This is a genomic window from Geothrix campi (genome assembly GCF_024609265.1).
Taxonomy (GTDB): Bacteria; Acidobacteriota; Holophagae; order Holophagales; family Holophagaceae; genus Geothrix; species Geothrix campi.
In genome coordinates this window covers 344,309-368,256 of record NZ_JANHMP010000002.1, presented here as the reverse complement: position 1 = coordinate 368,256, position 23,948 = coordinate 344,309, and the positions used below count along the sequence as shown (strand labels likewise).

Here is a 23,948-nt window from a genome sequence, read left to right as displayed (position 1 = left end):
TGATCCGCGCGATAGGGAGTCCCCCCAATGAGTTTGCTGGTGGTCGGCAGTGTGGCCTTTGATGATCTGGAGACGCCCTTCGGTCGCCGCCAGCGCGCCCTGGGCGGTTCCGCGACCTACTTCTCCCTGAGCGCCAGCCGTTTCCACCCGGTGCGCATCGTCGCCGTGGTGGGCGAGGATTTCGGTCCGGACCAGATGCGCGTCTTCGAAGGCCGCCCCATCGATCTGGCGGGCCTATCGAAGGTCAAGGGCCTGAGTTTCCATTGGAAGGGGTCCTACGGCTACGACCTGAACGAGGCCAAGACCCTGGCCACGGATCTGAACGTCTTCGCCGACTTCAAGCCTGATCTGCCCGCCAACTACCGCGAATGCGACTACCTGTTCCTGGGGAACATCGACCCGGTGCTGCAGCTGGACGTGGTGCGTCAGATGGCCCGACGGCCCAAGTGGATCGCCCTGGACACCATGAACTACTGGATCCGCGGGGCCCGCCCGGCCCTGGATGCGGTTCTCCGGGAAGTCGACATCCTCCTGGTGAATGACGCCGAGGTTCGGGAACTCACCCAGGAATACAGCCTCATTAAGGCCTACAAGAAGGTCCGGGCCCTCGGCCCCAGCACCCTCGTGGTCAAGCGTGGGGAATATGGTGTGGCCCTCTTCACGCCCGAGGGGATCTTCGCCGCCCCGGCCTACCCCCTCGAAAATGTCTTCGATCCCACCGGGGCCGGGGACACCTTCGCCGGGGGCTTCCTCGGCTACCTGGCCTGGATCGAGCGGACGGATGTCATCGCCCTGAAGCATGCGACTCTCGTGGGATCGGTCATGGCCAGTTTCACCGTGGAACAGTTCTCCACAGAACGACTCGAGCAGATATCCCAGGATGAAGTTCGCAACCGCTTGGCATTATTTTCAGATATGATCCGCGTCGAAGACCTATAATCAGCACCACCTAAACCCCTGGGGGTCCCTGATGCACCAGCCCAATCGTCTGACTGTCGGCCGGCGGCGCGCCCTCGCGATGGCGCCCGGCCTATTCGTGGCCCTGGCGCTCGCGGTCCCGGCCCTTGATGCCCAGGAACCCGCTGGGACGATCAAGGTCGAAGCCCACAGCTCGAAATGGGATTATCCCAAGGAAATCAAGGTGCCCGAAGGTTCCCGCACCCATATCGTCGAAAAGGGGGACACGCTCTGGGACCTGGCCGGAAAGTACCTCGGCAACCCCTATGCCTGGCCCCAGATCTGGGAACTGAACCAGTGGATCAAGGATCCGCACTGGATCTACCCTGGCGACCCCCTGATCATCGACCTGACGCGGGCCGTGGCCACCGCCGGTTCCGTGCCTGAATCGGTGTCCGGCCTCCAGCCCGATCGGCGGCGGGCAGATCCCGGCGCCCTCCGGCGGCCTGAGCTTGGCTTCAGCTTCCAGGATTTCATCCAGCTGCCGTTCTTCGCTGCCGACGGGGCCGAGGCCCACTACAAGAACCAGGGCGCCTTCACCCTGACCGCCAACCGCCGCGAAGATCGGCGCTTCCTGGCCGAGGGCGAGACCGTCTACATGAACGGCGGCAGCGAGCAGGGCGTGAAAGTCGGAGACCGGTTCCTCGTTCTCAAGACCGTGGCCCGCAAGATCCAGCACCCCACCACCAAGCAGAAGCTGGGTGACGTGGTGCAGCAGGTGGGCGTGATCCGCGTGATCACCGCCCAGACCAAGGGCTCCGTGGCCACCATCGAGCGCTGCCTGGATGGCGTGGAAGTGGGCGACCATCTGGTTCGATTCACCGAGCCTGCCAACCTGCCCCTCCAGCTCCGGACTGACACCACCGACCCTGTGAAGGTGGCCCCGAACTCGCCCGTGGTGGTCTTCGCCCGTGATGACCATCAGCACACCGCCAACGGCGACATGGTGATCGTGGACAAGGGTGCCAACGACGGCCTGAAGGTGGGCGACGTCCTGCTGGCCGTCCGCACCCGGACCTTCCCTGTGGGACCGGACGGTGACCACAAGAACGCCACGGAAACCACCACCCATTATGTCGGCCAGGCCCTGGTCGTCCGCACGGACGCGCAGACGGCCACCTGTCGCCTGCTCCGGACCACCGAGGAGATCCGCCTTGGGGACACCCTGACTCACTGAGCCGGGGGGAATGTTCCAGTTGGGGCCCCTTCGGGGGCCTCAGCCGTTCTGGCGTCGGAGCGCCACCACCACCCGCTGCCCCCGGGTGGGCAGGGCGTAGGGATGGGGGGTGGCCTCCCAGCCAGGCGGGAGCGGCTCCCTGAACCAGTCCGGCCCCTTGAGGGCCAGGAACGGAGAGCCTGCCTTCCCATGCCGGGCCCACCAACCCGCCAGCTGTTCCAGGGAGCCCAAGGCCTTGGCGGTCCCCAGGTCGGCCTTCAGGGACGGCAGCTCCTCCAGGCGCCCCTGCACGGGCCTCAGGTTGGGCACTGGAAGCTCCAGCACCGCCTGGCGGACGAAGGCCAGCTTCTTGGCTGAGGCGTCCACCGCGAGCACTTCCAGGTCCGGACGGGCCAGGGCCAGCACCACGGCGGGACAGCCCATGCCCGTCCCCAGATCAACCACCCGACTCCCGGGAGGCAAGGGGTCGAGGAAGGGCAGGAGGATCGCGGCGTCCAACATTAATTCTTCCCACCGCTCAGCTTGAGGCAGGGAGGTCAGGGCGTGGGTACGGTTCCAGCGATCCAGCAGCACCAGGTACCGGCGCAGGATGGCAGTGAGGTGGGCGGGCAGTCGAGGCTCCATGCCTCCAGGATGCCAGGGATCACGTCCGGCGATTGAAACCTCTTCACTTGGCCCTTTTCTTCTTTATATTCAACATTTTTGAACTATTTTGGATCGAATTATTCAACGGCCCGTTCTATCATCTGAATGTGGAACAATCGCTGTAATTCATGCACCTAGAATGAAGACATTGACGAATAGCCCAATAGCATTCATGATGAACCCCCTTTGATTGATCTTCCACAGGAGCCAGCCATGACTGAGACCAAGCTGCCCTTCCAGATCGATTGGTCGAGTCGAAGCAAAATGCGCGGGCCCGGTGAGCAGTCCCTCGGGAAGCTGCTTCATAGCCTGCGGGATCGACTCGCTCCGCAGGCTCAAGGTGTGTCACTGACTTATGTCGATGATCGTGGCATGAGAAAACTCAACCGCGAGCACCGCGGGAAAAACATGACAACGGACGTACTGAGTTTCCCCTCAAGTGTGGAGAAGGGTGCCTTTCCGCACCTCGGCGACATCGTGATCAGCCTTCCCACCGCCGACAAAATGGCCAAGAAGTTCGGAGTGAGCCGCCGGCGTGAAGTGGAGACGCTGGTGATCCACGGATTCCTTCATCTCTGTGGCCATGATCATGAAAAGGATCACGGCGAGATGATGGCACTCCAGGTTCAGCTCGAACGCGAGCTGCTCGAGACGGAGCCCCTATCCATGAGCCTCAAGCGGGGACGCAAACCCGGCAGCAAGGTGAAGAAGCTCAAGGATGGCACCCGGGTCGTGGTGACCGGCCGGGCGGCCGCCGCCCTCGTCCGCCGGGAGCGCGTGAAGAAGGAGAAGAAGGTCAAGGTGCGCAAGGTCGCCAAGCCCAAGGACCCCATCGTGAAGCGCGGTCCCGGCCGCCCCCGCAAGGAGGCCGCCGCGGCTCCGGCCAAGCGCGTGCTGCGCCGCCGCCGGCCGAGCCCCTCCCGCAGTGGCGTCATCGCCTAGACTCCTGAAGCTCCTCATGGAAAAAGGGCCCGAAGGCCGATAAAATGGCCCTTTGGCCCGGCCCCGGGCCCCATCGGAGCCTCCGTGATCAACCTTCTGCTCGGCCTGGGCGCAGCCCTCGCGGTGATCCTGCTGTCCGCCCTGCTCAGCATCAAGCTGTGGATCAGCGTGCCCATCGGCCTCCTCGCCGGCGCCGGCCTCTTCATCTGGCAGGGCCGCAAGGTCCAGCAGGAACTCGAGAAAATCTTCACCCGCGCGGGTGAGTTGTTGAAGAAGCAGCAGTTCGAGAAGGCCATCGAGGTGATGAAGGAGGGCTACCGCTTCGCTCCGAAGCAGTTCCTCGTCAAGGGCAGCATTGACGGCCAGATCGGCGTGGTGCAGTACCTCCGCAAGAAGAACGAGGAGGCCGAGCCCCTGCTGGCTTCCGCCTCCATGCAGCACTACATCGCCAAGGCCATGCTGGGCATCCTCCAGTGGAAGCGGGGCGAGAAGAAGAAGGCCAAGGAAACCTTCGCCCTGGCCCTGAAGACCGGCAAGAAGGAGAGCCTGCTCTATGCCGTCTATGCCTACGTGCTGGTGGAGATGGGCGAGCGCGACAAGGCCATCGAGATCCTCAACCAGGGCCTTGGCGTCTGCAAGGGCGACGAGCGCCTCATCACCAACCGGAACCTGCTCCAGAACGGCAAGGCTCTCAAGATGAAGGTCTACGGCGAGCAGTGGTATCAGTTCCTCCTGGAGCGCCCCATGATCCGCCAGGAGGCCCCCGCCTTCGCGCGCGTGTCGCGCCGGGCCCTCCGGGGCTGAGGCCCCCTGCGGAATCGATGCTGCGCATCGATTCCGCAGCATTGAAATGACTCTTTTTATTGATTCAGCAAACGCGAAGCGGTTGCTGCACGGAACGAACGACTGAAGGAGCCCACCCCATGTCCGGCCACAGCAAATGGTCCACCATCAAGCACAAGAAGGGTGCCGCTGACGCCAAGCGCGGCAAGGTCTTCACGAAAATCCTCAAGGAGATCACCGTGGCCGCCCGCCTGGGCGGCGGAGACGTGAACGCCAACCCCCGCCTGCGCTTGGCCGTGGACCAGGCCAAGGGCAGCAATATGCCCAAGGACAACTGGGAGCGCGCCATCAAGAAGGGCACCGGCGAACTCGAAGGCGTGACCTACGAGGAAGTGATCTACGAGGCCTATGGTCCGGGCGGCGTGGCCATCATGGTCGAGGCCATGACGGACAACAAGAACCGCACCACCCCCGAGGTCCGCAGCTACTTCACCAAGTTCGGCGGGGAACTGGGCGCCCAGGGTTCCGTGGCCTATCTGTTCAGCAAGCAGGGCCAGATCGTGGTCGAGCCTGAAGTTTCCGAGGACAAAGTCATGGAAGTGGCGCTGGAGGCCGGCGCCGACGATGTGGTCAACGAGGGCGAGGCCTGGGTCATCAAGACCAGCCCCGAGGCCTACCAGGCGGTGAAGGATGCCGTGGACGCCGCCAAGCTCCCCGTCATCGAAGCCAAGATCATCATGGCCCCCAGCACCAGCACCGCCCTCGAAGGCTCCAAGCTCGCCAGCTTCCTCAAGCTCGTGGACCTGCTCGAAGACAACGACGACGTGCAGAACGTGTGGCACAACGGCGACTACGAGGAACCCGAGGACTGAGGTTCCGTGCCCTACGCCCTCCGGGCGAACACGGCAAGTTCGGGGCGCTGTTCGGCGCCCCGAATCGTATTTCTACGGATTGGTTATGGCGTGGTTCGCGACTACGGCAACACTTCCAATCGCACCCCATCGAACCAAGCCGACCCCATTCCCTGGATCATGCATCCGAAATTGAGATTCACCGCATCAACGGCGACCGGACCCTCGATGGCGACTTCAGTCCACTCCGCGCCCGTGACGGGCCGGCGCATCATGTTGTCGAAGAACCCCATCCCGCTTGAGCAGTCTACGCGCATCCAGAACATGGCCCTGCAATCGGGTTTCCCGTCCGTCCGGATCCACCCACTGAGGCGAACCTTCTTCCCGCGATAGGCCGTGGCATCGACGACCTGCATTCCCGTCCACCACGCGGCCGGATTCCGGTCTCCTTCGAACGCGACCTGGAGGCAGTGGGCGCCCTGCTTGGCACCCTGACCGGTTACGGCAGCCTTGAAGCCCCGATCCCGAGGATTGGACCAGCCATTCAGCCCATCCTCGAAGCCCAGATTCACGGGTTCTTTTGCCTTGGCCGTAGCCATCATGGGGATTCCACGGCCCCCTACAGGCCTGGCACTCGTAGTGCGTTTCACGAACAGGATTGCGTCATAGGCGTCGACGATGGGCTGCTTTACAAGGTAGCTGGCCGCCTGCCTCTCCCTGAACATTGCACCGATGCTCCAGGATCCTTGCGGAGAAGCGAGCCAGCGTTTGACGGGACCTGAGCTCGGCCGGGACCTGAGATCCAAGGCAAGAACCGGATGGCCGGTCGCCGCAAGCGCGGCATCCAGAGTCCCAACCTCCAGAGGTTTCACCTCGAAGACGCGCAGTCCCTGATGGGAAGAATCGCCGCTTATCGCCTGAAATCCGCCTTCGCTGAAGGCAAACCCTATGGGGAGGTAGGCCTTCCCCAACCTTTGGCGGAGGTGCCACCCGAGGCTGTTGTCCCCACCAATCGAACCGGGATGAAAGCTGATATGCCCGTTGTGAGCCCAGAGCACCACTTTTGCTCCCTGTTCCCGAGCCTGGATCCACCGGAGGTTGGCCGCCATGGATTCATCCCGAACGTGATTGCCACGGCCGACCTCGGCCTGCATCGCCGCAAACTGAGCCAACACGCGAATGTTCTGGCGCTGGCGGTTCACATCTCCCTCGGAGAGTGACTTCCCGTCGAGGCGGACGATCAAAGCCTCCAATCCCTGAGCAATCGAACGCCAAGCCGCCTGTGCATCGTCCGTCCGCTTCGCGTTATTCCATGCCGGGAGCTTCACCATGGCTGTCCTGATCGCAGCCAGATGCCCAGCCTCGGCCGGGTCCACGATGTCCAGCCAGGCCTTCGCCTCTGCGTAGGCCACCGTTTCTGTTTGCATGTCCACGCCATAGAACCGCAGCTTCTTCAGGTGGGCCGGATCCTCGTTGTAGCGTCGCATCCACCGGATCATGTCGAGGACTTCCTCCGTATTCCAGGTCCAGAAGTAGAGACCTGCGAGAGCCTTCGCGGGGTCTCCCTTCCCGGTAACCACGTAATCGTCCACCGCGAAGGCTTCCGGCAGGTTGGCCTCGATGGCGAACACGGTGAACCCCATCTCCGTAGCCAGGAATTCCAGCATCCGGTGTTTGAGCTGGAAGAATTCCCGGGTGCCATGGGTCGCCTCGCCCAATCCCACGACAGTCGCATCCCCCACAAGGGCTCTCATGGGCTGCATATCCGAAAATCCACGCCCTGCCTCCACGCCTTGCAAAGGGATGGCCTTCTGCTTGATCCACGCCAGGGTCTCCGGACCCGCGGGTTGAGGTTCTGCGCTCAGCTGCATCGTTTCGTTCTGGATATCCCCGCGGACAACCACCCGTTTTCTTCCCGTCTGCCCCTTGGCCTCGACATTGATCAGGTAGTCTCCGGGAGCGAGCGTGATGTCGAACCGGCCGAGCTTCACCTCACCGTAGAATTCGTCCCCATCATCCTGACTGATTTTAGAGAATCCGATGCGGACTCCGGTCAAGCCGAGCCCCTGTGCCGGCAGCAGCGTGCCCTGGACCCGATGCCCTCCCTTTTCCAGTCGAACCTCGAGTGGCTGTAATGAACCTTCGGCCTTGAGATCCAGGTTGCGGAAATGAGGGGAGAAAGTCCTGGCCGTGACAGTCAGGCCGAAGCGACCTGCGGAAGCCTCGAGCCAGAATTGACCCTTGGCATCGGTACGCTGCTCGGGGGTTGGAGACAAACCCGAGCGCCCACCCGTCGGAACAAGCGCCACCACGGCACCGGAAACCGGCTCACCGCCAGGTCCCAGGACCCTGCCTTCCACCCGCACTGGCACACTGGCCGCCATCAGCGGGACCGATAGGGCCAGAAACAAGGCCATTCGCATCATGACGCCTCCAGAATCACGGTTCATTCCGGCGAAGCCGGCCGGTGGATCACTCCTGCGTTTTCGCCATCGGAGATGATGGAACAACGGGAGCCGCATCATCCCCCTTCCCCACGGCCAGGATGGGGAACCTGGGCGGCTCTCCCCACATGCCGTTGCCCCGGAGCAGGACCGTGTGGAAGAGACCCCAGAACACCAGGCTGTCGGTGCTGCGGGGATCCAGCAGGTAGAAGGCTAGGCGGCCGAGGGGCTGGTTCAGCGGCACGTAGAGCGCCCGATCCAGGTCCGCGGGCGTCCAGGGCAGTTCCATCGGCTTCGGGGCCACCTCCGCCTTCCAGGCGCCCTGGAGTTCCAGCGTGAAGACGCCCTGGTAGGCCGAAGGGGAGAGCTTGCGACCCGTCTCCTCGAAGCGGAGGAGGGGCAGGGTCCGCGGCCGCGCGCGACCTTCGAGCACCTTCAGGCCATGGGCCTGGAGCAGGGGCAGCACGGTGGGGGCGAAGGCCGGATCCACCAGGTAGCCTGCCGGGACCGGCACGAAGTCCTGGCCCTCGAAGCCCACGAAACTGGGGAGGACGAGGTGGGTGCGCGACTTCTCGCCCACCAGGCGGCCCTTCTCGTCCCGGATGGGGTCCACCCAGTCGAACGAGGCGTGTTCCACTTCCTTTAGCTTCGCTGAAAGGGGCAGTGCGACTGGGCCCTGGGCCCATGCATCGGTCCACCGGGTCTGGGCGCTTCGGATCTGTGTGCGGATCTCATTGCGGTGCTCCGCCATCCAGCCCAGGCAAGCCAGCACGAAGCGGCGGGTGTCGGAAATGCGGTCGGGCCAGCTGCGGTAGACGTAGCTTTCCGACAGCACCGCCAGGCGGTTGCGCAGCGCCGGGTAGTTCGTCAGCAGCCTCGGGTGGGCGTCGTAGGTCTCCCAGGCGGTGGGCGGCTTCTCCGGCGTGGGTTTGTACGGGATGAAGTTGCCGTAGTCGTAGGTGGGCATGCCCTCGGCCTTCAGGTGCTCTCGCACCTCCACCAGCATCTTCCGGTTGAAAGCCAGCAAGTCCTCGTCCGCCCCCAGGGTGCAGGCGGGTCCGTGGGTAAGGTGGAACCCGTGGGTGCTGCCGTTGGTGGTGTGCAAATCCAGCACCGCCGCCGGGTCAAAATCCTGCAGCATGGCCAGCAGCCAGCGCGTGTTGGGCGCGGCAGCCTTCATGAGGTCGCGGTTGAGATCCAGGCCCAGGGCATTCTCGCGCCGGCCCACGCCGCTTTCCGTGGGATTGGGCTGCCAGGGCCGGATGGCGGGATCCAGCGCATCGGTGCCGTCGGCGTTGTAGGCGGGCATGACCACCAGATCGAGGTCCCGCCGCAACGCCGGGTGCTTCCCTTGGAGCAGCTCCCGGAGGATCTGCTGGATGGCCTCCTTGCCTTCGACTTCCCCGGCATGGATGTTGGCGTTCACGTAGACCCGCAGCGGGTCTGGCCCCGTCCCCTTCAGACGCCAAGCCAGGAGAGGCCTGCCCGTCTCCGTGGCGCGGGGGGAATCCTTCGGCTGGTAGGGTTCCAGGCCTGGCGCCTGCTTGCGCAGGGCCTCCATGAAGGCCTGCACCTCCATGACCGTGGAAGTCCGCTTCAGCTGGGTGCGTTCAGGGACAGTCTGGGGCCACCCGGCGAGGAGACTCGTCCCCACCAGGGTCAGCAGCAGGCGCCCCACGCCAAGAGCGCCTGACAAGACTCCACGGCGCCGCGCGAGGGGCGCCGGGCGAGCGAGGCGAGGAAGGTAAGTGGCAGCGTAGCGGGCACTACGCGAAACGAGCCTGACGAAACATCGAGAAGCCCGCCGCCCCTCGCCCGGAGGGATGAAACCAGCCGGCCGCTCGACGGCGTCCGGCCCCTTGAACAACGAACCACGATGCCCGGCGGGCCCTTCCTTGTGGAGCATCCCGGCTGGCTTCATCGCGGCATCGTCGAGTTTTGTCAGGCGCTCTTTAGCGCGCCGTGAAGGAACTGTCCGCCGCGGCGGGGATCACCGTGGCTGGGGCCGGGGAGGCGCCGAAGAGCCCCTTGTTGTAGACCGTGAAGGCAGAAGCCAGGAAGAGCACCAGCACCAGCAGGGCCGAGCCCCGCTTCCCAGCCGCCAGGGCCTTAGGTGTCATTTCGGACAGGCCCACCAGCACCAGGACCAGCACCAGCTTGATGTGGAAGTAGTGACCGTGCTTCATGGGATTCTGGCCGCCCTGGATCATCAGGATCAGCAGACCGATGCCAGCGATGAGGGCCAGGCGGAAGGACCAGGCCACGACCTTCGCCCAGATGGTGGCGGCCAGGCCGCGGATGTCCTCGCGGCCTTCCTCGAATCCCGACAGGAGCAGGGCCACCACGGCCGCGCCGCCGCCCACAGCGAGGGTCACGAAGTGCAGCCAGCGGACAAGGTTCACAGCTTCGAGCTTGAGATTCATGGTCGCCTCTGGAGTAAGGAACCTCAGGGTAACAGCCCTGGTAGGCTCAATAGGAATCGGAGGTTCTCATGTCCAAGCTGCGCGTCGCCGTCGTCGGTGTGGGACACCTCGGGCAGCACCACGCCCGGATCGCGGCCTCTGCGCCGGAGGCCGTCCTGGCGGCCGTGGTGGATCCGGATCCCGTCCGGGGTCCCGAGATCGCCGCGAAATTCGGTGCCCCCTGGGCCGCTTCGCTGGACCAGGTGCTCGCGGAGGTGGACGCCGTCCAGATCGCCGCCCCCACAGGCTTCCACCACGCCCTCGGAACCCAGGCGCTGAAGGCCCGCAAGCACGTGCTCATGGAGAAACCCCTGGCCGCTTCCCTCGACGAGGGCGTGGCCCTGCTGGAGGCCCTGGCGGCCGCCCGCGCCCTGAAGCCGGACCTCGTCGCGCAGGTGGGCCATCTGGAGCGCTTCAATCCCGCCGTCACGGCCCTGCGCGACCGCGGCTTCAAGCCCCGCTTTCTCGAGGCGGTGCGCGTCTCGCCCTTTCCGGCCCGCAGCCTGGAGGTGGACGTGATCATGGACGTGATGATCCACGACCTGGACCTGCTGCGCGCCCTGGTGGGTCGGCCGGTGGTGGATGTCGTGGCCGTGGGGGTGCCGGTATTGACCCCCTATGCGGATCTCGTGAACGCCCGCCTGAAGTTCGAGGGCGGCGCCTACGCCACCGTCACCGCCAGCCGCGTGGCCCGCAAGAAGGAGCGCACCCTCCGCGCCTTCGGCGACAAGGAATACGCCAGCCTCGACTTCGCGGCCCAGAAACTGGAGCTGCTGCGCCTGGTCATGGGTCCCGACGGCCCTGAGGTGCAACCTGAAACCGCCAGCATCGAGGAGGGCGAGCCCCTCCGCCTGGAAATCGAGGCCTTCCATGCCGCCTGTCTGAGCCGGGGTACCGAGGGCGTGACCTGGGAAGAGGGCCAGGAGGCCATGCGCGTGGCCGACCAGGTGCAGAAGGCCGTGGCCAAGAGCCTGGCGGAAATCCGGCAAGCGTGACCAGGTTCTACGACCTCGCCTCGCTCACCAAACCCCTGGTGACGGCACCGCTGGCGCTGGCCTTCCTGGATCTGGATGCTGATCGACGCTGGGCCTTGGGTTTCCACGACCGTGAAACGCCACTGACGGTGCGGCAGCTGTTGTCCCACAGCTCGGGCCTGCCTCCCTGGCGGCCCTTCACCAGCGAGCCCCTGGCCACCCAACTCCAGCGCCTCGTGCCGGATCACCCCCTGCTCCGCCCCGCCACGCCCGACCTGGCCACCTACTCGGATCTGAACTATCGCCTGCTGGCGGAATCGGTGGTCGCTGAAACCGGTGTGCCCTTCACGAAACTGGGCACCGCCTCGGGCCTGGATGCCGCCCCCTGGCGGGAAACTCCCATCAGCCTACCGGATGCCCCCGACGCCGAGGCCTGGCGGCTGGCGACGGACCGGCCCCTGCCTCCACGCGATCCCCACCTGCCCCAGGATGCCAACGCCCGGGCCGGCATGCCCGGCCACGCGGGCTTCGGCGCCACCGCCCCCCAGTTGCGGGCGGCCCTGGCCCGCTGGGTGGCCGCTGGCTGGCCAGACCGCATGGCGGTGGAAACGGCCGAGGGCGAGAACGGCACGCGCTGGGGTCTGGGCCTCCAGATCCTCTTCGATGGGAATGGGCGCTTTGGACAGTTGCTGGCGAAGCTTCCCCTCGGCCTCGGCCTCCAGGTCCTCGAAGATTCCACCCAGGAGGCTCCCGCCGCGGCGCCTCCCGCCGTTGCCCCGGATCCAGGCAGGCCTTCCGGCTGGTGGTTCCACCTGGGCTACACAGGCCCCGCCCTGTTCTATCGGCCCGCCGATCGAAGCTGCATCGCCCTGCTCCTCCACCGGCGCGGACCAGGCGGGGCGATGCTCGACGTCGAGACGCTGCGGGCCCGGCGCTGGGAGGCCTTGGTGCAATTCGTGGGACAATGCGACGGATGAAGACCCTCTTCGTTCCAGCCCTGGTCCTGTCGCTCGCTCCCACCTTCGCCGCCCAGCCCCCGCTGAAGATCGGCCTCGACACCCAGGCCACGGAATGGATCGTGTCGTTGGAAGGCGGCGGCCAGGTCTGCGACCGCGCCGGGAAACCGCTGCTGAGGCTGGCCCCGGATGAGAAGCTGCGCCTCTGGTGGGACAGCCGCGGCGTCTCGGATCCCACCAGCGAGTACCGCATCCAGGTGGGACGGCCTCTGGGCGCCGACGAAGCGGCCGCCCTGATGAAGCGCCTGAGCAAGCTGGGAGAACCTTCGGACCGCGTGAAGGTGCCCGACGCGGATACCTGGCGCGTACTGACAGGCCATTTCCCCGACGCGCCAAAAGCCGAGCCCCTGCTCCAGAAGCTCCAGGACCTGGGCTTCGACGAATTGTGGGTGGCCTCGGAATCCCGCGGCAGCCAGCCCCGCAAGGGCCGCGCCCTCTACGCCGTCAGCGAGCGCTACGAGCGGCGGGCCCTGCCCCTCGGCGGCGTATGGCTGAAGCCCGCGGGCGAACTCACCAGCCTCAACGGCAAGGGGCGCTACCGCGGCAAGGTGGAGATCTTCCCCAACGCCCAGGGCCGCCTGACCGTCGTGAACACGCTGGACCTGGAAACCTACCTGCGCGGCGTGGTGCCCAAGGAGATGGGCGCCTGGGAATTCCCCGCCATTGAAGCCCTCAAGGCCCAGGCCGTGGCGGCCCGGACCTATGCCGTGGCCAACCGCGGCAAACGCGCAGCCGACGGTTTCGACATGGGCGACACCGTGGCCGACCAGGTCTACGGCGGGCGCGACGGCGAGCAGCTCCTCACGGACCGGGCCATCCAGGAGACCGAGGGCCTCTTCGCCACCTACGGTGGCAAGCCCATCCTGGCCCTCTTCATGGCGAATTGCGGCGGCCACACCGTAGACGTGTCCCAGGTCTTCGGCGGTGATGCTCCCTACCTCAAAGCTGCCACCTGCTATCCCGCCAAACCCCTTACGCTGCCCTTCACCTCCGGCGTGTCCGTCACCCCGGAGGCCCAGCAACCCTGGCTCACCTGGGACCTGCTGAGGCTGGCCTCGGGCATCATCCCCGTGGAATGGCTCAACGGCGAGCGCCTGGCCCGGCCTGCCACGGCGGAGGACCTGGCCGGTCCGGTGCGGGCCCTCCAGCAGCGCCTCGGCATCGACCCCACGCCCCTGGCCCGCGAAGGGAACCTCATGCTCGCCCTGGCCCGGGCCCTGGGCTTCCAGAAGGTGGTGGAAGGCCAGGAGCGACCCCAGGACGCCGCCTACTTCCTGCCCGCCGACCTGCCCCCGGGGGATCGCCTGCTGGCCGCCTTCCTCACCCGGCGGGGCCTCATCCCTCCGGCCACCTGGGCCGCCAGGGAGCCCTCCACCCTGCGGCAGGCCCTCGTGACCCTGGGCCGGATGTGGCAGGATCTGGATCCGCTGGTCCCCGGAGAAGGTGCCCTGCTGATGGACCGGCAGGTGCGCCGGAAGCGGGGCGGCCCCGAGCCTCTGGCCCTCGCCCCGCGGCTGCTGCTCGCGGAGGAGGCGCCGGACGGCAGTCTCCGCCTGCTGTCGAAGGCCGACGTCCAGGTGGGCGACCGCCTGAAGTGGATCCCCGCCGAGGACGGTTCCGCCGTGGTGCTGGTGCGCCGGCTCGATCCCGACGGCGCCGCCTGGGACCGCTACAACCCCACTGCCCACTGGCGGGTGGAATACACCGAGGCCGACCTGCTGGCCCTGGTGCGCAAGCGCATCAAGGTCTCCGGCATCCGCGAACTCAGGGCCCAACACAACGAGGAGGGCCGGGTGCTGGATCTGGCCGTGATCGACAGCCAGGGTGCGGCACACCGGGTGCGCGGCATGCACATCCGCGGCCTGCTGGGCCTCAAGGACAACGTGTTCCGGTTCCTCACCATGGGTCAGGGTGCTCAGCGCCGCTGGGTGTTCTACGGACGGGGTTGGGGGCACGGCGTGGGCATGTGCCAGACCGGCGCTTACGGCATGGCCCTCGAAGGCGCGACGTTCCAGCAGATCCTCCAGCACTACTACCCCGGGACTGAACTCCGGAAGGTCGACTGATTTTCGACCATGAAATCCCATTCTGGGATTGACGGAAGGGCCTGGTGGCCTCAGGTTAGCCTCCCCGGGAGGTGATGATGTCTCTGGACGCCTGGATCCTCGGCGCGCCGCTGAAGGTGCTGCGGCAGGAGGACCATCCGTACCGCGAGACCACGCTGGCCACCCTGGGCCGCCATGAACTGGGCCTGAGCCGGCGGAAGACCCCGACGGCCCAGCCGGGCTGCGAGATCTTCCTCGATGGGCGATCCATCTACCTGCCCGGGGCCCCCGCGCCGGAGCGCCCCTGGTTCGATCTCTGCCGCGAACTGGGCTACGAGCCCACCCGCCACTGGGACTGGGACCCGGCCCTGATCCTCTTCCAGCAGGTGCTGCCGGCTCTCGCCGCGGACTGGCACGAACCACCCCTGGCCCTGGACGACCAGGGGCTCCCAGAGGGCGTCCTGAGCCTGGCCAGTCTCCGGCAGACCTTCGCGGAGGCCGTTTCCGATCTGCGCCGGGACAGCCTCGGCCCCGTGGGCACCAAGGTGGCCGAGACCTTCGAATGGCTGCCCCTGCGCGCCGTGGTCTTCCACGATGACGCCCAGCTGCCCCTCGATTTCGAAGGGGCCGGCTCCTGTGGGCGGGTCTCCCTCTGGCTCGGCATCCACCGGGACCGGGCCGTGGCGCTGGATGGACCCGCCCCCTTCGGGTCCGGCCTGCGACGCTGGGTGGCCGGTGGCTCCGGGGACCTCCCGCCGGCAGAGGCTTTCCTCCGGGCCGCCGGCCTGGATCCGGAACCGCCCAAGGGCTTCGACGCCGCCTTCGAATCCGCCCTCCATCACCTCTGCTATCGGCTGGAAGGCTCCCTGGATGCCTACCGTCGCACCTACCCCGTGGGCATCCCATGGCACCACGACCAGCGCGAGCGCCTGCTGGGCCGGACCATCGTCGATGTGCGCCCCGGCGATCCCCCGATGCTCCTGCTGGACGACGGCACCGAGGTGGCCTTGGACAACACGCCCGTGCCCACCTGGGAGCACGGCGGGATCTGAGGTCAGCCGGCAGGCTCAGGCATCCGCCTCATCCGCCGCACCAGGGCCACCACGAGCATGGTGAGGATCGCCCCGGCCGCCGCCGCCGTCATGTCCTTCTGGGCGTCCCAGATGTCGCCCTGAGTGCCCAGGAAGGCGTCGCCCAGCTCCGGCGCACTGAGACGGGCCGTGATGCTCTCGATGATTTCGTAGACGGCGGAAGCCGCCAGCACCACGTCCAGGGGCAGGTAGTAGTTCCAGAAACCGCGCGTGCGGGCCACCCGCATGAACACCTCCCGCACCGGATAGGCGAGCAGCAGGCCGAAGCTGAAGTGGACGATGCGGTCGAAGGGATTCCGCGCCAATCCCCAGTGGGCCTTCATCCAGAAGCCAAGGGGCACATTGGCGTAGGTGTAGTGGGCCCCCACCGCGTGCAGGGCGAGGAACACGGCGATCAGGAGGTAGCTGAGATCCGACAGCGGAAACCGGGAGTACGTCCAGCCCAGGCCCCCCACCGCAAGGACCACCAGCAGGTTCTCCATCCGCCAGTCGCCGGGATAGAGCGGCCGGATGGCGGTCACGATCCAGACGAGGCCATAGGCCACGCAGAGGACCTGGAGAAACCGGTTCTCGCGGAAGGGGCGCGGGTTGGGGCTGGCGGCATGGCTGAGCATGCTCCAGGTTATCGGCCCTTTGACTTGGCCGCAGCGCTCAGGTTCACCGCCGTGACCTTGTACTCGGGCGTCCCGGTGACGGCATCCCGCCCTGGGCCCGTGGCGAGGTTCACATAGGCGGCCACGGCATGGAAGGTGGCGAAGGGTTCGCCCCGCCGGACCCGGTCCGTGAGATGGGCTCGGAGGGTGAAGGCTCCGTGCCGGCTTTGCACATGGACCGGGTCCCCGGCGGAAAGGCCCAGCTCGGCCGCGTCGTCGGGATGGAGGTCCAGTGCGTCGTCCGCCCGCAGTTCGCGGTTGCGGGTCCGGCCAGTCATGGTCGAGGCGTTGAAGTGGAAGAGGCTGCGGCCCGTGTTCAGCAGGAAGGGGTAATCCCCACTGGTCACCTCCAGGCTGGGCGTCCAGGTGAGGGGGCGGAAGGCCGCCCGGCCCCCGGGGAAAGCGCCCACGTGGAGCACCGGTGTGCCCGGGTGGTCCTCTGCCGGGCAAGGCCACTGAAGGCCCCCCTCCCGATCCAACCGCTCGTGGCTGATCCCGGCGATGGCCGGCCAGACCTGGCGGGCCTCGTCCCAGACGGCGGCGGCGTCCGAGTGCCGAAAGTGCCGCCCGGCGCCCAACCGCTCCGCCAGGGCCCCAAGGATCGCCAGGTCGGTGCGGCTCTCTCCCTTCGGCGCCACCACCCGGCGGATGCGCTGGATGCGCCGCTCGCCGTTCATGAAGGTGCCTTCCTTCTCGAAGGGGCTGGCGGCGGGCAGGAAGACCGTGCCGAAGGCCTTGGCCGTCTCGGTGAGGAACAGATCCACCACGATGAGGGCATCCAGCCCATTCAGATTCTCCGCTGTCTCCCGCGCCCCGGGGTGGCTGAGCAGGGGGTCGTAGCCGATCACCAGCAGGGCCTTCAGCCGGCCTTCTCCGGCGGCGTCGATCATCTCCAGGGCGTTGAGCCCGGGCTCCTGGGGCAGCTCGGCCCCCCATACCTGCGCGTGGGTGCCCCGGGCCAGGGCCACCTTCTGGTAGCCGGTGAGCCTGGACGGCTCGCAACCCATCTGCGCGCTGCCCTGGACGTTGTTCTGGCCCCGCAGGGGATTCACCCCGCCCCCCGGGATGCCCACATTCCCCGTGAGCAGGGCCAGGTGGGCCAGCGCCGAGACACCATCCGTGCCCTGGCGGTGCTCGGTGACGCCGAGGCCATGGAAGATCATGGCGGGGCCCGTGGTGGCGTAGAGCCGGGCCGCGCGGCGGATGGCCTCCGGTTCGATCCCGCAGAGGGCCCCGGCCCGTTCGGGGGTCCACTCCCGGAGCGATGCCGTGAAGGCTTCCAGGTCCCCGGTGCGGGTCGCGAGGAAGTCCGCATCCACCAGCCCCTCGCCGAGGATCAGGTTCGCCATGGCCTGCAGGAGGGGCAGGTTCGTGCCGGGCCGCGGGGCGAGGTGGACCGTGGCCAGGTCGGCCAGTTCCGTGCGTCGTGGATCGATCACGATGAGCGGCACGCCGGCCCGGGCCCGCTGGCGGATGCGGACTCCCACGATGGGATGGTTCTCCGTGGGGTTGGCGCCCACCACCATCAGCAGGCCAGCCCGTTCGATGTCGGCGTAGCTGTTGGTCGCCGCTCCGGTACCGAAGGTCTGGCCCAGGCCCGCGGCGCTGGGGGCGTGGCAGACCCGGGCGCAGCAGTCCACGTTGTGGGTGCCCAGGGCGAGGCGCGCGAATTTCTGCGCCAGATAGTTCTCCTCGTTGGTGGCGCGGCTGGAGGCCAGCACGCCCACGGTGCCTGGACCACCCACCCGCAGGGCCTTCCGCAACGCCGAAGCCGCGGCCTCCAGCGCCTCCTCCCAGGTGGCCGGCTCCCAGGCACCGTTGCGCCGGATCATGGGCGCCGTGATCCGGTCCGGTGCGTCGTTGAAGCCCCATCCATAGCGCCCCTTCACACAGAGATGGCCGCGACTCAAAGGCGAGGCGAACACTGGACGCGCCTCGGTGATGCATCCGTCCTTCACCCCCACGTCCATCTCGCAGCCGGTGCCGCAGTAAGGGCAGGTGGTGCGCACCCAGCGTTCCGGCACCCCCGCCGCCAGGCGCGAGACATCCTCGATGGCCCCCGTAGGGCAGGCATCAGCGCAGGCGCCGCAGCTCACGCAGGCGCTCTCGCGCAAACCGGGTGACAGTGCCGGTGCCAGGGCCAGGTCCCCACCGCGGCCTGTGAAGGTCCAGATGTTCTGTCCCTGCACCTCGTCGCAGATTCGCACGCAGCGGCCGCAGGCCACGCACCAGGAGAGGTCCACGTCCAGGTAGGGATGCTCCGGGTGCTTCGCCTCCGGCCTCCTCGCGCCTGAAGGTGCCACACCGTAGGCGTCCAGCAGCTTCCGGAAGGGCTTCCCCGCCAGCCGGGCCGGGTCCTCCGCCGGGATGCGTTCCGCCAGGCGTTCCAGCATCGCCCGGCGGAAGTCCTCCAACTCCGCCGTGTGGGTCGCGACCACCATGCCCTCCTCCACCGGAGTCGCGCAGGCGCAGGGGGGGCGCTCCCGGCCTTCCACCTCCACCTCGCACAACCGGCAGCTGGAGGCGGGCTTCAGCCGCGGATCCGAGCAGAGGGTGGGAATTTCGATGCCGTTCTGCCGGCAGGCCTCCAGCAGCATGGTGCCCGGTGGCGACGCGACGTCGCGGCCATTCACCCGCAGGCGGATGAGGGTTCCGGTCACCGGCTTGTCTCCTGAAGGAAGGGGCGCTCAGCAGTATGCGCCGCCCGCCCGCGACTTCAAGCCTCGCCCTGCTGCTCCCACCGCACGCTGAAATGATCGAGGATGTGCTGGCGCTCCACGCGTTCCTGCTCGCCGATGCTCGTATAGGGGTGGCGGAACACCACGCGTCGCACGCCCCGGCGCACCAGGGCCCGGCAGCAGGTGAGACAGGGTTCGTGGGTGACGAAGGCGGTGGCGACGGGACCGTCGCAGAAGCCGAGGGCGTTCTCCTCCGCGTGGCTCGTGTGCAGGCAGCGCTGGCCCGGCTTGCAGGTTTCCGGCGTGCAGTGGGGCATGCCCGGCAGCGCGCCGTTGAAGCCGGCGGCCGCGATGCCGCCGTCGCTCCGCAACAGCACGGCGCCCACCTGGAGGCGGCAGCAGGTCCCCAGGCGGCTGAGCTCCAGCGCCATGTTCATGAAGACCTCGTCCTTCAATTGGGATCGCGTCACGGGGCCCCTCGAGAAAACTCCATCATCGCAAGAAGTTGAGGGTCATGGATGGGCCGGAAAGGAATCAATGGACATGGGCGTCCTTGGAATAAATCGTGCGTTTCGTCACAGCCTAAAGGATTCAACTGAAGTCTCGCATAGGCATAATAAAATATAGGCAGGTAATATATGAAACTCCGCCTTCTGACCCTCCTTCTTGCCACCATGGCCCTCTGCGGTCCGACACCTCTGCGCGGCCAAGCCCGTGCCCAGGCCCGCACCGAGGGATGGGACCCCGCCCGCGCGACGGGGGGATGGGCCTATCAGGAAGTGGATGGGTCCCTGGTGTTCTTCGATCCGGCCACCCGGTCGCTCCGTGCCTGGATGAAGGGCACCGGCCTCCTGTCCACCCTGCAGATCGTCCTGCCCGAAGTCCGGAAACCCGCTCCGGCCTCGAAACCCGCGGCGGTCGCACCCTCCCGCGTCGCCACAGACTACGATGCCGCGGGCGCGCTGCTGTACGGCATTCCGCGACACCAACGACCCCAGCCCGCCGCCCCCAGACCCGCACTCCAGCAGGTTCCCGAGGCCGCTGCCTGCGACGCCGTCCCCGAGCGCTGGGTGATCGACTCATACAGCCGGATCTGGATGATCTGCGACGGACGCCTGGTCATCCTCAACAAGGACGGACAGATCGAGACCGCCTCGGCGCTCCCCGCCCCGGTCGAGGACATGGCCGTGGGCCGTGAGGGCATCCTCATCCTCTACCGCACCCTGAAACCATGCCTGGAAAAGCGCGACCTCCGGACCGGCTCCGTGCTCTGGTCCTATGGCGACCGCTCCCAGCTGAAGGACACCGCGGCCCAGCCCCTGCTGGTCCCCCTCAACCGCATGGCCCTGGGAACGGATGGAACGGTGTACCTGGCTGAGGGTGCCAGCCTTGCCTTCACGGTCCTCGATCCCGTCAAGGGCCCCAAGGATCCGGGCCAGACCTTCTTTACCTGCCACGACGCCCTCCCCGGCCGCGCCGCGTTGGGCCGGGTGGGCCGGGGCCCCATGCTCTCGTGGGCCGGCAAGGATGTGATCTTCTGCGTCTTCGCGCCAAGCCAGGTCAAGGCCTGCGGCGCCCCGGAGTCCACGGGCCTGATGCTCGCCCGCTTCGATCTCCTCAGCGGCGCTCTGGAATGGATCCCCACGCCCCTCGCCGAGGGCCACCAGCTGGTGGGTCTCCTCGATCGCGAAGCCGTCTTCCTCGCTCCTGGCGGTGGCCTGGCCTACACGCCCATCCGCTGATCAGAAGAGAGACCTTCCCTTCGTCCTGACTTGCGAGCAGAAGCTCTGAAGGAGCTTCTGCTCGCAAGTCAGGACGGGTAAGGCCCAAACCGAATGGTGGCCCCGATGCGATTTGAACGCACGACCTGCTCCTTAGGAGGGAGCTGCTCTATCCAGCTGAGCTACGGGACCCCGAACGTGCAGTTTCTCACACTCGGAACCCGGTCTCAGCCCCTGAGCGCAACTCCTCAGACTCATCCACGGGGAGGAGATCGCCCTCCGCCTCAAATATCTGCACTCCGAGGTCAAGTTTGAACCCGAAAGGAGAGGGCATTTTCTGACCTGTTTTTGACAATCGATTATCAGGCCTGTCCCACGGATGCGGGCATATCATTCCATCCCAAGATCGATGCCTGCATCTATCATGGGAGAAGTGCTTCCGGATCCCCTGATCCCCCCACGAGCGAGCCCCATGCCCCCCCTCTTCAATGCCCACAGCCACCTGCCGAAGGTCGGCGCACTGGAGGAAATGACGCCACACGGGGATCATCGTCGGGTCGTCTGCGGGACCTGCGAAGCCGACTGGAGGGCCGTCCTGGCCCACGCGGCCTCCCATGATCAGGTCCTCCCGATGCTCGGCCTCCACCCCTGGTTCGTCGTGGAGGCCGCCACAGGCTGGGCTTCCCGACTGGAATCCCTGCTCCGCTCCGACCCAGCTGGCGTAGGGGAGTGTGGTCTCGATTTTTCGCGGAAAAACGCGGATCGGGAAAGGCAGGAGGAGGCTTTCCGCACCCAACTGCGCCTGGCTCACCTCCTGCGGCGGCCTGTCGCGATGCACATCGTCAAGGCCTGGGGTCTTCTGCTGGACGTCCTGCGCGAGGAAGGCGTGCCACCGGCCGGAGCCCTCGTCCACGCCTACTCGGGAAGCCCGGAAACGGCTCGGGAACTGCAGGCCATGGGTGTCTTCCTGTCGTTCTCCGGCGACCTCCTGAACCCCGAGCGTCCGGGCGTGCGGGAATCCCTGCGATCCGTGACCAACAACCACCTGCTCCTGGAGACCGACGGCACGGCGGAGTTCGAGCGTGTGATCGCGGCTGCCGCCACGCTCCGTGGCATCTCCGTGCCCGAGCTGGAGTTCCTGATCTGGGACAATGGCGGTCGGTGTTTCCAGGAGCTGATGGCATGAGGTGGTATTCCCGCAGTGAGCTGCTGCTTGGAGAAGCGGCACTGGAGCGGTTGCGCGCCTCCCGCGTCACCATTTTCGGCCTGGGTGGCGTGGGCTCCTTCGCCGTGGAGGCCCTGGCCCGCGCCGGCGTGGGGCACCTGCGTCTGGTGGACCATGACGTGGTGGGCCCCAGCAACCTCAACCGCCAGCTCTTCGCCCTGCGCTCCACCATCGGCCAGCCCAAGGCCGAGGTGGCCGCCGCTCGTGTGCGGGATATCAATCCCGACTGCGACGTAGAGCCCCGCGTGACCTTCATCCACACGGACACGCTACCGGACCTGCTCACGCCACGGCCCGACGTGATGATCGATGCCATCGACTCGATGACCTGCAAGGTGGCTCTCATGCGCACGGCGCACGAGCAGGGCCTGCCGATCATCTCGGCCATGGGCGCCGGCGGCCGCACGGACAGCAGCCAGCTCTGTGTCGGCGACCTGGGCGACACGCGCCTGTGCCCCCTGGCTGCCCGCGTGCGGAAGGAGCTGCGCAAGGTGGGCATCACTCGGGGCATCCGCTGCGTCTATTCGCTGGAGCCCGCCGACAACAAGCGCCCTGCGAACCCCATCGACATCGAACCCCACCGCGGTCCCGGGCGCCAGCGTCGCCCCGTGGGCACCATCTCGTACATGCCCGCCATCGTGGGGCTGAAGGTGGCCGAAGAAGTCCTGCGGCTGCTACTGCAACCCTCTGTCTAGTCCCCTTCCACGGCCTGTCGCAGCACGGTCTGGAACTGCCCGCTCTGGTAGGGCTTCGCGAGGAAACCGGCCAATCCGCGCCCCAGGAAATCCGCTAGAACATCCTGTTCGCTGTAGCCGCTGGTGAGCACCACGGGGACACTCGGATCCACCGCATGCATCCGGAGGAAGGCCTGCCGCCCATCCAGATGGGGCATGGTCAGGTCCATCAGCACCGCGGTGATCTCCCGGTGGCGCAGCTCGAACAGGCCAACGGCCTCCTGGCCATCCGCGGCCTCCAGAACCTGGAAGCCCAGGTTCTCGGCCAGATTCCGGGCCACCCCCCGGGCGCCGGGCTCGTCGTCGACCACCAGGAGGATGCCCCGGCCATGCCAGCCCGCCTCCCTCGGCGGCAGCAGGGGTGTCTCGTTCGCGGGGAGCAGGGCCGGAAGGAACAGCTTGAAGACGGAGCCCCGGCCTGGCTCGCTGTAGACCTTGAGGCTGCCGTGATGGCTCCGCAGGATGCCCAGCATGGCGGAGAGACCCAATCCCCGCCCCGTGAACTTGGTGGTGAAGAAGGGATCGAAGATCCGGTCCCGTACTTCCGGCGCCATGCCGCAGCCGGTGTCGCTCACCTCCAGGGTCACGTAGCTCCCGGCGGCGAGCGGCAGGGCGGGCAGCAGGCCGCCGTTGTAGGCCTCGTCCACCGCCTGGAGGCCGGTCCGGATCGTGATGAGACCGCTGACCTCGTCCCCGATGGCCTCGGAGGCATTGGTGACCAGGTTCATGACGAGCTGCTGCATCTGCGAAGGATCTGCGGAAATGTGCGGCAGCCCGGGAGCCAGGTCATACCGCACCATCGCCTTCTTGGAGATGGATACGGTGAGGAGCTGGGTCATCTCCACCACCAGACGGTTCAGATCCACCTCGATGACCTGCAGATGACCCTTCCCCGCATAGGCCAGCAGCTGCCGGGTCAGGTCCGCGGCCCTCAGCGTGGCCTGCTCGATCTGGTGGAGATAGGGCAGGGCCGGGCTCTCCGGCGGGAGCTTCATCGCCCCCAGGTTCGCGTTGCCCAGGATGGTGGTGAGCAGGTTGTTGAAGTCGTGGGCGATGCCGCCGGACAGGACGCCGAGACTCTCCAGCTTCTGGGACTGGCGCAGGGCCTCCTCTGCCTCCTTCCGCTGGGTGATGTCCGCCCGGATGGCCACGAACTGCACAGGCCGCCCACTCTCATCCAGGAAGGGGACGATGGTGGTGTCCACCCAGTAGTGGCTCCCGTCCTTCGCGCGGTTCTTGATCTCACCCTTCCAGACATTCCCCACCAGGATCGTCGCCCATAGGCGCGTCATGAAGGCCTTGGGGTGGTGCCCCGAGTTGATGATCCGGTGATCCTGGCCCAGCAGCTCCTCGCGGGAGTACTTGGAGATGGCGCAGAACTTCTCGTTCACGTAGGTGATTCGCCCCCGGGCGTCCGTGACCGCCACGATGGCGTGCTCGTCCAAGGCGCGTTTGAAGTCCTCCAACTCCCGGAGAAGGCGGGCCAGCCGCGAACCTGACCGGCCGGACAGCCCGGTTCCGCTGCCTTCCTCCGGGGACATGCCCTTGTT

The 23,948-nt window shown here is 66.8% G+C and carries 20 protein-coding genes and 1 tRNA gene; 12 read left to right on the top strand and 9 right to left on the bottom strand.

All coding sequences use genetic code 11. From position 1 onward, the window contains the following. Nucleotides 1-27 precede the first annotated feature (27 nt). Both NOV65_RS10820 and NOV65_RS10815 read left to right on the top strand, forming a co-directional pair. Nucleotides 28-939 (top strand): PfkB family carbohydrate kinase, encoded by a 912-nt coding sequence (locus NOV65_RS10820; RefSeq protein WP_257306470.1) that lies wholly within the window; start codon nt 28-30, stop codon nt 937-939. A 31-nt stretch (nt 940-970) separates the two neighbouring features. Then, on the top strand, nt 971-2,134 hold the full coding sequence (locus tag NOV65_RS10815) for a LysM peptidoglycan-binding domain-containing protein (protein WP_257306469.1): 1,164 nt from the start codon (nt 971-973) through the stop codon (nt 2,132-2,134). A gap of 39 nt (nt 2,135-2,173) precedes the next feature. Here NOV65_RS10815 and NOV65_RS10810 read toward each other — a convergent pair whose 3' ends face one another. Beyond that, nucleotides 2,174-2,758, bottom strand: a complete 585-nt coding sequence (locus tag NOV65_RS10810) for a 16S rRNA (guanine(527)-N(7))-methyltransferase RsmG (protein WP_257306468.1) — start codon at nt 2,756-2,758, stop codon at nt 2,174-2,176. A gap of 234 nt (nt 2,759-2,992) precedes the next feature. Here NOV65_RS10810 and ybeY point away from each other — a divergent pair, with 234 nt between their 5' ends. The 3 genes from ybeY (at nt 2,993) to NOV65_RS10795 (ending at nt 5,376) form a co-directional block, all read left to right on the top strand. Continuing rightward, a complete protein-coding gene (gene ybeY, locus NOV65_RS10805; protein WP_306672088.1) occupies nt 2,993-3,721 on the top strand; it encodes an rRNA maturation RNase YbeY in 729 nt (242 codons plus the stop codon). An 84-nt stretch (nt 3,722-3,805) separates the two neighbouring features. Then, nucleotides 3,806-4,525 carry a tetratricopeptide repeat protein gene (locus NOV65_RS10800; protein ID WP_257306467.1) on the top strand — a complete coding sequence of 240 codons (720 nt, stop codon included), beginning with the start codon at nt 3,806-3,808 and terminating at the stop codon, nt 4,523-4,525. A 119-nt stretch (nt 4,526-4,644) separates the two neighbouring features. Next, on the top strand, nt 4,645-5,376 hold the full coding sequence (locus NOV65_RS10795; protein ID WP_257306466.1) for a YebC/PmpR family DNA-binding transcriptional regulator: 732 nt from the start codon (nt 4,645-4,647) through the stop codon (nt 5,374-5,376). 101 nt (nt 5,377-5,477) lie between these two features. On the opposite strand, the gene NOV65_RS10790 is transcribed toward NOV65_RS10795, so the two are convergent. The 3 genes from NOV65_RS10790 to NOV65_RS10780 all read right to left on the bottom strand — a co-directional run bounded on the left by NOV65_RS10790 (nt 5,478) and on the right by NOV65_RS10780 (nt 10,222). After that, nucleotides 5,478-7,781, bottom strand: coding sequence for an erythromycin esterase family protein (locus NOV65_RS10790; protein WP_257306465.1), 2,304 nt, complete (start codon nt 7,779-7,781; stop codon nt 5,478-5,480). A 46-nt stretch (nt 7,782-7,827) separates the two neighbouring features. Then, complete coding sequence (locus NOV65_RS10785; RefSeq protein WP_257306464.1) at nt 7,828-9,495, bottom strand: M14 family zinc carboxypeptidase; 1,668 nt, start codon at nt 9,493-9,495, stop codon at nt 7,828-7,830. Between the two features lie 256 nt (nt 9,496-9,751). Continuing rightward, nucleotides 9,752-10,222 carry a hypothetical protein gene (locus NOV65_RS10780; protein ID WP_257306463.1) on the bottom strand — a complete coding sequence of 157 codons (471 nt, stop codon included), beginning with the start codon at nt 10,220-10,222 and terminating at the stop codon, nt 9,752-9,754. Nucleotides 10,223-10,290: 68 nt separating this feature from the next. On the opposite strand from NOV65_RS10780, the gene NOV65_RS10775 reads away from it, so the two are divergent. From NOV65_RS10775 to NOV65_RS10760, 4 genes are all read left to right on the top strand, one after another. Further along, nucleotides 10,291-11,256 (top strand): Gfo/Idh/MocA family protein, encoded by a 966-nt coding sequence (locus tag NOV65_RS10775; RefSeq protein WP_257306462.1) that lies wholly within the window; start codon nt 10,291-10,293, stop codon nt 11,254-11,256. Further along, on the top strand, nt 11,253-12,212 hold the full coding sequence (locus NOV65_RS10770; protein WP_257306461.1) for a serine hydrolase domain-containing protein: 960 nt from the start codon (nt 11,253-11,255) through the stop codon (nt 12,210-12,212). Before NOV65_RS10775 ends, NOV65_RS10770 begins: the two co-directional genes overlap by 4 nt. Continuing rightward, nucleotides 12,209-14,317 (top strand): SpoIID/LytB domain-containing protein, encoded by a 2,109-nt coding sequence (locus NOV65_RS10765; protein WP_257306460.1) that lies wholly within the window; start codon nt 12,209-12,211, stop codon nt 14,315-14,317. The genes NOV65_RS10770 and NOV65_RS10765 overlap by 4 nt, the downstream gene beginning before the upstream one ends. Before the next feature lie 77 nt (nt 14,318-14,394). Next, the gene (locus NOV65_RS10760) at nt 14,395-15,348 is read left to right on the top strand and encodes a hypothetical protein (RefSeq protein ID WP_257306459.1); all 954 of its coding nucleotides are present in this window, start codon (nt 14,395-14,397) and stop codon (nt 15,346-15,348) included. A gap of 2 nt (nt 15,349-15,350) precedes the next feature. Here the strand turns inward: NOV65_RS10760 and NOV65_RS10755 are convergent, their stop codons facing one another. The 3 genes from NOV65_RS10755 to NOV65_RS10745 are packed head-to-tail and all read right to left on the bottom strand — an operon-like array spanning nt 15,351 to nt 19,188. Continuing rightward, nucleotides 15,351-16,001: a DUF2238 domain-containing protein gene (locus NOV65_RS10755; RefSeq protein WP_257306458.1), complete on the bottom strand. Its 651-nt coding sequence runs from the start codon at nt 15,999-16,001 to the stop codon at nt 15,351-15,353. Nucleotides 16,002-16,009: 8 nt separating this feature from the next. Then, on the bottom strand, nt 16,010-18,700 hold the full coding sequence (gene fdhF / locus NOV65_RS10750; protein WP_257306457.1) for a formate dehydrogenase subunit alpha: 2,691 nt from the start codon (nt 18,698-18,700) through the stop codon (nt 16,010-16,012). 56 nt (nt 18,701-18,756) lie between these two features. Beyond that, complete coding sequence (locus tag NOV65_RS10745; RefSeq protein WP_257306456.1) at nt 18,757-19,188, bottom strand: deoxycytidylate deaminase; 432 nt, start codon at nt 19,186-19,188, stop codon at nt 18,757-18,759. 168 nt (nt 19,189-19,356) lie between these two features. Here NOV65_RS10745 and NOV65_RS10740 point away from each other — a divergent pair, with 168 nt between their 5' ends. Then, nucleotides 19,357-20,460 carry a hypothetical protein gene (locus tag NOV65_RS10740; RefSeq protein ID WP_257306455.1) on the top strand — a complete coding sequence of 368 codons (1,104 nt, stop codon included), beginning with the start codon at nt 19,357-19,359 and terminating at the stop codon, nt 20,458-20,460. Between the two features lie 94 nt (nt 20,461-20,554). On the opposite strand, the gene NOV65_RS10735 is transcribed toward NOV65_RS10740, so the two are convergent. Then, a tRNA-Arg gene (locus tag NOV65_RS10735) sits at nt 20,555-20,631 on the bottom strand. Nucleotides 20,632-20,911: 280 nt separating this feature from the next. Between NOV65_RS10735 and NOV65_RS10730 the strand changes: the two genes are divergently transcribed. Then, the gene (locus NOV65_RS10730) at nt 20,912-21,625 is read left to right on the top strand and encodes a TatD family hydrolase (RefSeq protein WP_257306454.1); all 714 of its coding nucleotides are present in this window, start codon (nt 20,912-20,914) and stop codon (nt 21,623-21,625) included. Further along, entirely contained in the window at nt 21,622-22,359 is a 738-nt protein-coding gene (locus NOV65_RS10725) for a tRNA threonylcarbamoyladenosine dehydratase (RefSeq protein ID WP_257306453.1), read from the top strand. Before NOV65_RS10730 ends, NOV65_RS10725 begins: the two co-directional genes overlap by 4 nt. Here the strand turns inward: NOV65_RS10725 and NOV65_RS10720 are convergent. Continuing rightward, entirely contained in the window at nt 22,356-23,939 is a 1,584-nt protein-coding gene (locus NOV65_RS10720; protein ID WP_257306452.1) for a hybrid sensor histidine kinase/response regulator, read from the bottom strand. The two genes, NOV65_RS10725 and NOV65_RS10720, sit on opposite strands and share 4 nt — an antisense overlap. Nucleotides 23,940-23,948: the final 9 nt, after the last annotated feature.

What these genes read in the sequence shown, in the direction of transcription:
- NOV65_RS10820 (WP_257306470.1), top strand. Translation starts at nt 28, where the DNA reads ATGAGTTTGCTGGTGGTCGGCAGTGTGGCCTTTGATGATCTGGAGACG.
- NOV65_RS10815 (WP_257306469.1), top strand. Translation starts at nt 971, where the DNA reads ATGCACCAGCCCAATCGTCTGACTGTCGGCCGGCGGCGCGCCCTCGCG.
- NOV65_RS10810 (WP_257306468.1), bottom strand. Translation starts at nt 2,758, where the DNA reads ATGGAGCCTCGACTGCCCGCCCACCTCACTGCCATCCTGCGCCGGTAC.
- ybeY (WP_306672088.1), top strand. Translation starts at nt 2,993, where the DNA reads ATGACTGAGACCAAGCTGCCCTTCCAGATCGATTGGTCGAGTCGAAGC.
- NOV65_RS10795 (WP_257306466.1), top strand. Translation starts at nt 4,645, where the DNA reads ATGTCCGGCCACAGCAAATGGTCCACCATCAAGCACAAGAAGGGTGCC.
- NOV65_RS10790 (WP_257306465.1), bottom strand. Translation starts at nt 7,781, where the DNA reads ATGATGCGAATGGCCTTGTTTCTGGCCCTATCGGTCCCGCTGATGGCG.
- NOV65_RS10780 (WP_257306463.1), bottom strand. Translation starts at nt 10,222, where the DNA reads ATGAATCTCAAGCTCGAAGCTGTGAACCTTGTCCGCTGGCTGCACTTC.
- NOV65_RS10775 (WP_257306462.1), top strand. Translation starts at nt 10,291, where the DNA reads ATGTCCAAGCTGCGCGTCGCCGTCGTCGGTGTGGGACACCTCGGGCAG.
- NOV65_RS10765 (WP_257306460.1), top strand. Translation starts at nt 12,209, where the DNA reads ATGAAGACCCTCTTCGTTCCAGCCCTGGTCCTGTCGCTCGCTCCCACC.
- NOV65_RS10760 (WP_257306459.1), top strand. Translation starts at nt 14,395, where the DNA reads ATGTCTCTGGACGCCTGGATCCTCGGCGCGCCGCTGAAGGTGCTGCGG.
- NOV65_RS10755 (WP_257306458.1), bottom strand. Translation starts at nt 16,001, where the DNA reads ATGCTCAGCCATGCCGCCAGCCCCAACCCGCGCCCCTTCCGCGAGAAC.
- NOV65_RS10740 (WP_257306455.1), top strand. Translation starts at nt 19,357, where the DNA reads ATGAAACTCCGCCTTCTGACCCTCCTTCTTGCCACCATGGCCCTCTGC.
- NOV65_RS10730 (WP_257306454.1), top strand. Translation starts at nt 20,912, where the DNA reads ATGCCCCCCCTCTTCAATGCCCACAGCCACCTGCCGAAGGTCGGCGCA.
- NOV65_RS10725 (WP_257306453.1), top strand. Translation starts at nt 21,622, where the DNA reads ATGAGGTGGTATTCCCGCAGTGAGCTGCTGCTTGGAGAAGCGGCACTG.
- NOV65_RS10720 (WP_257306452.1), bottom strand. Translation starts at nt 23,939, where the DNA reads ATGTCCCCGGAGGAAGGCAGCGGAACCGGGCTGTCCGGCCGGTCAGGT.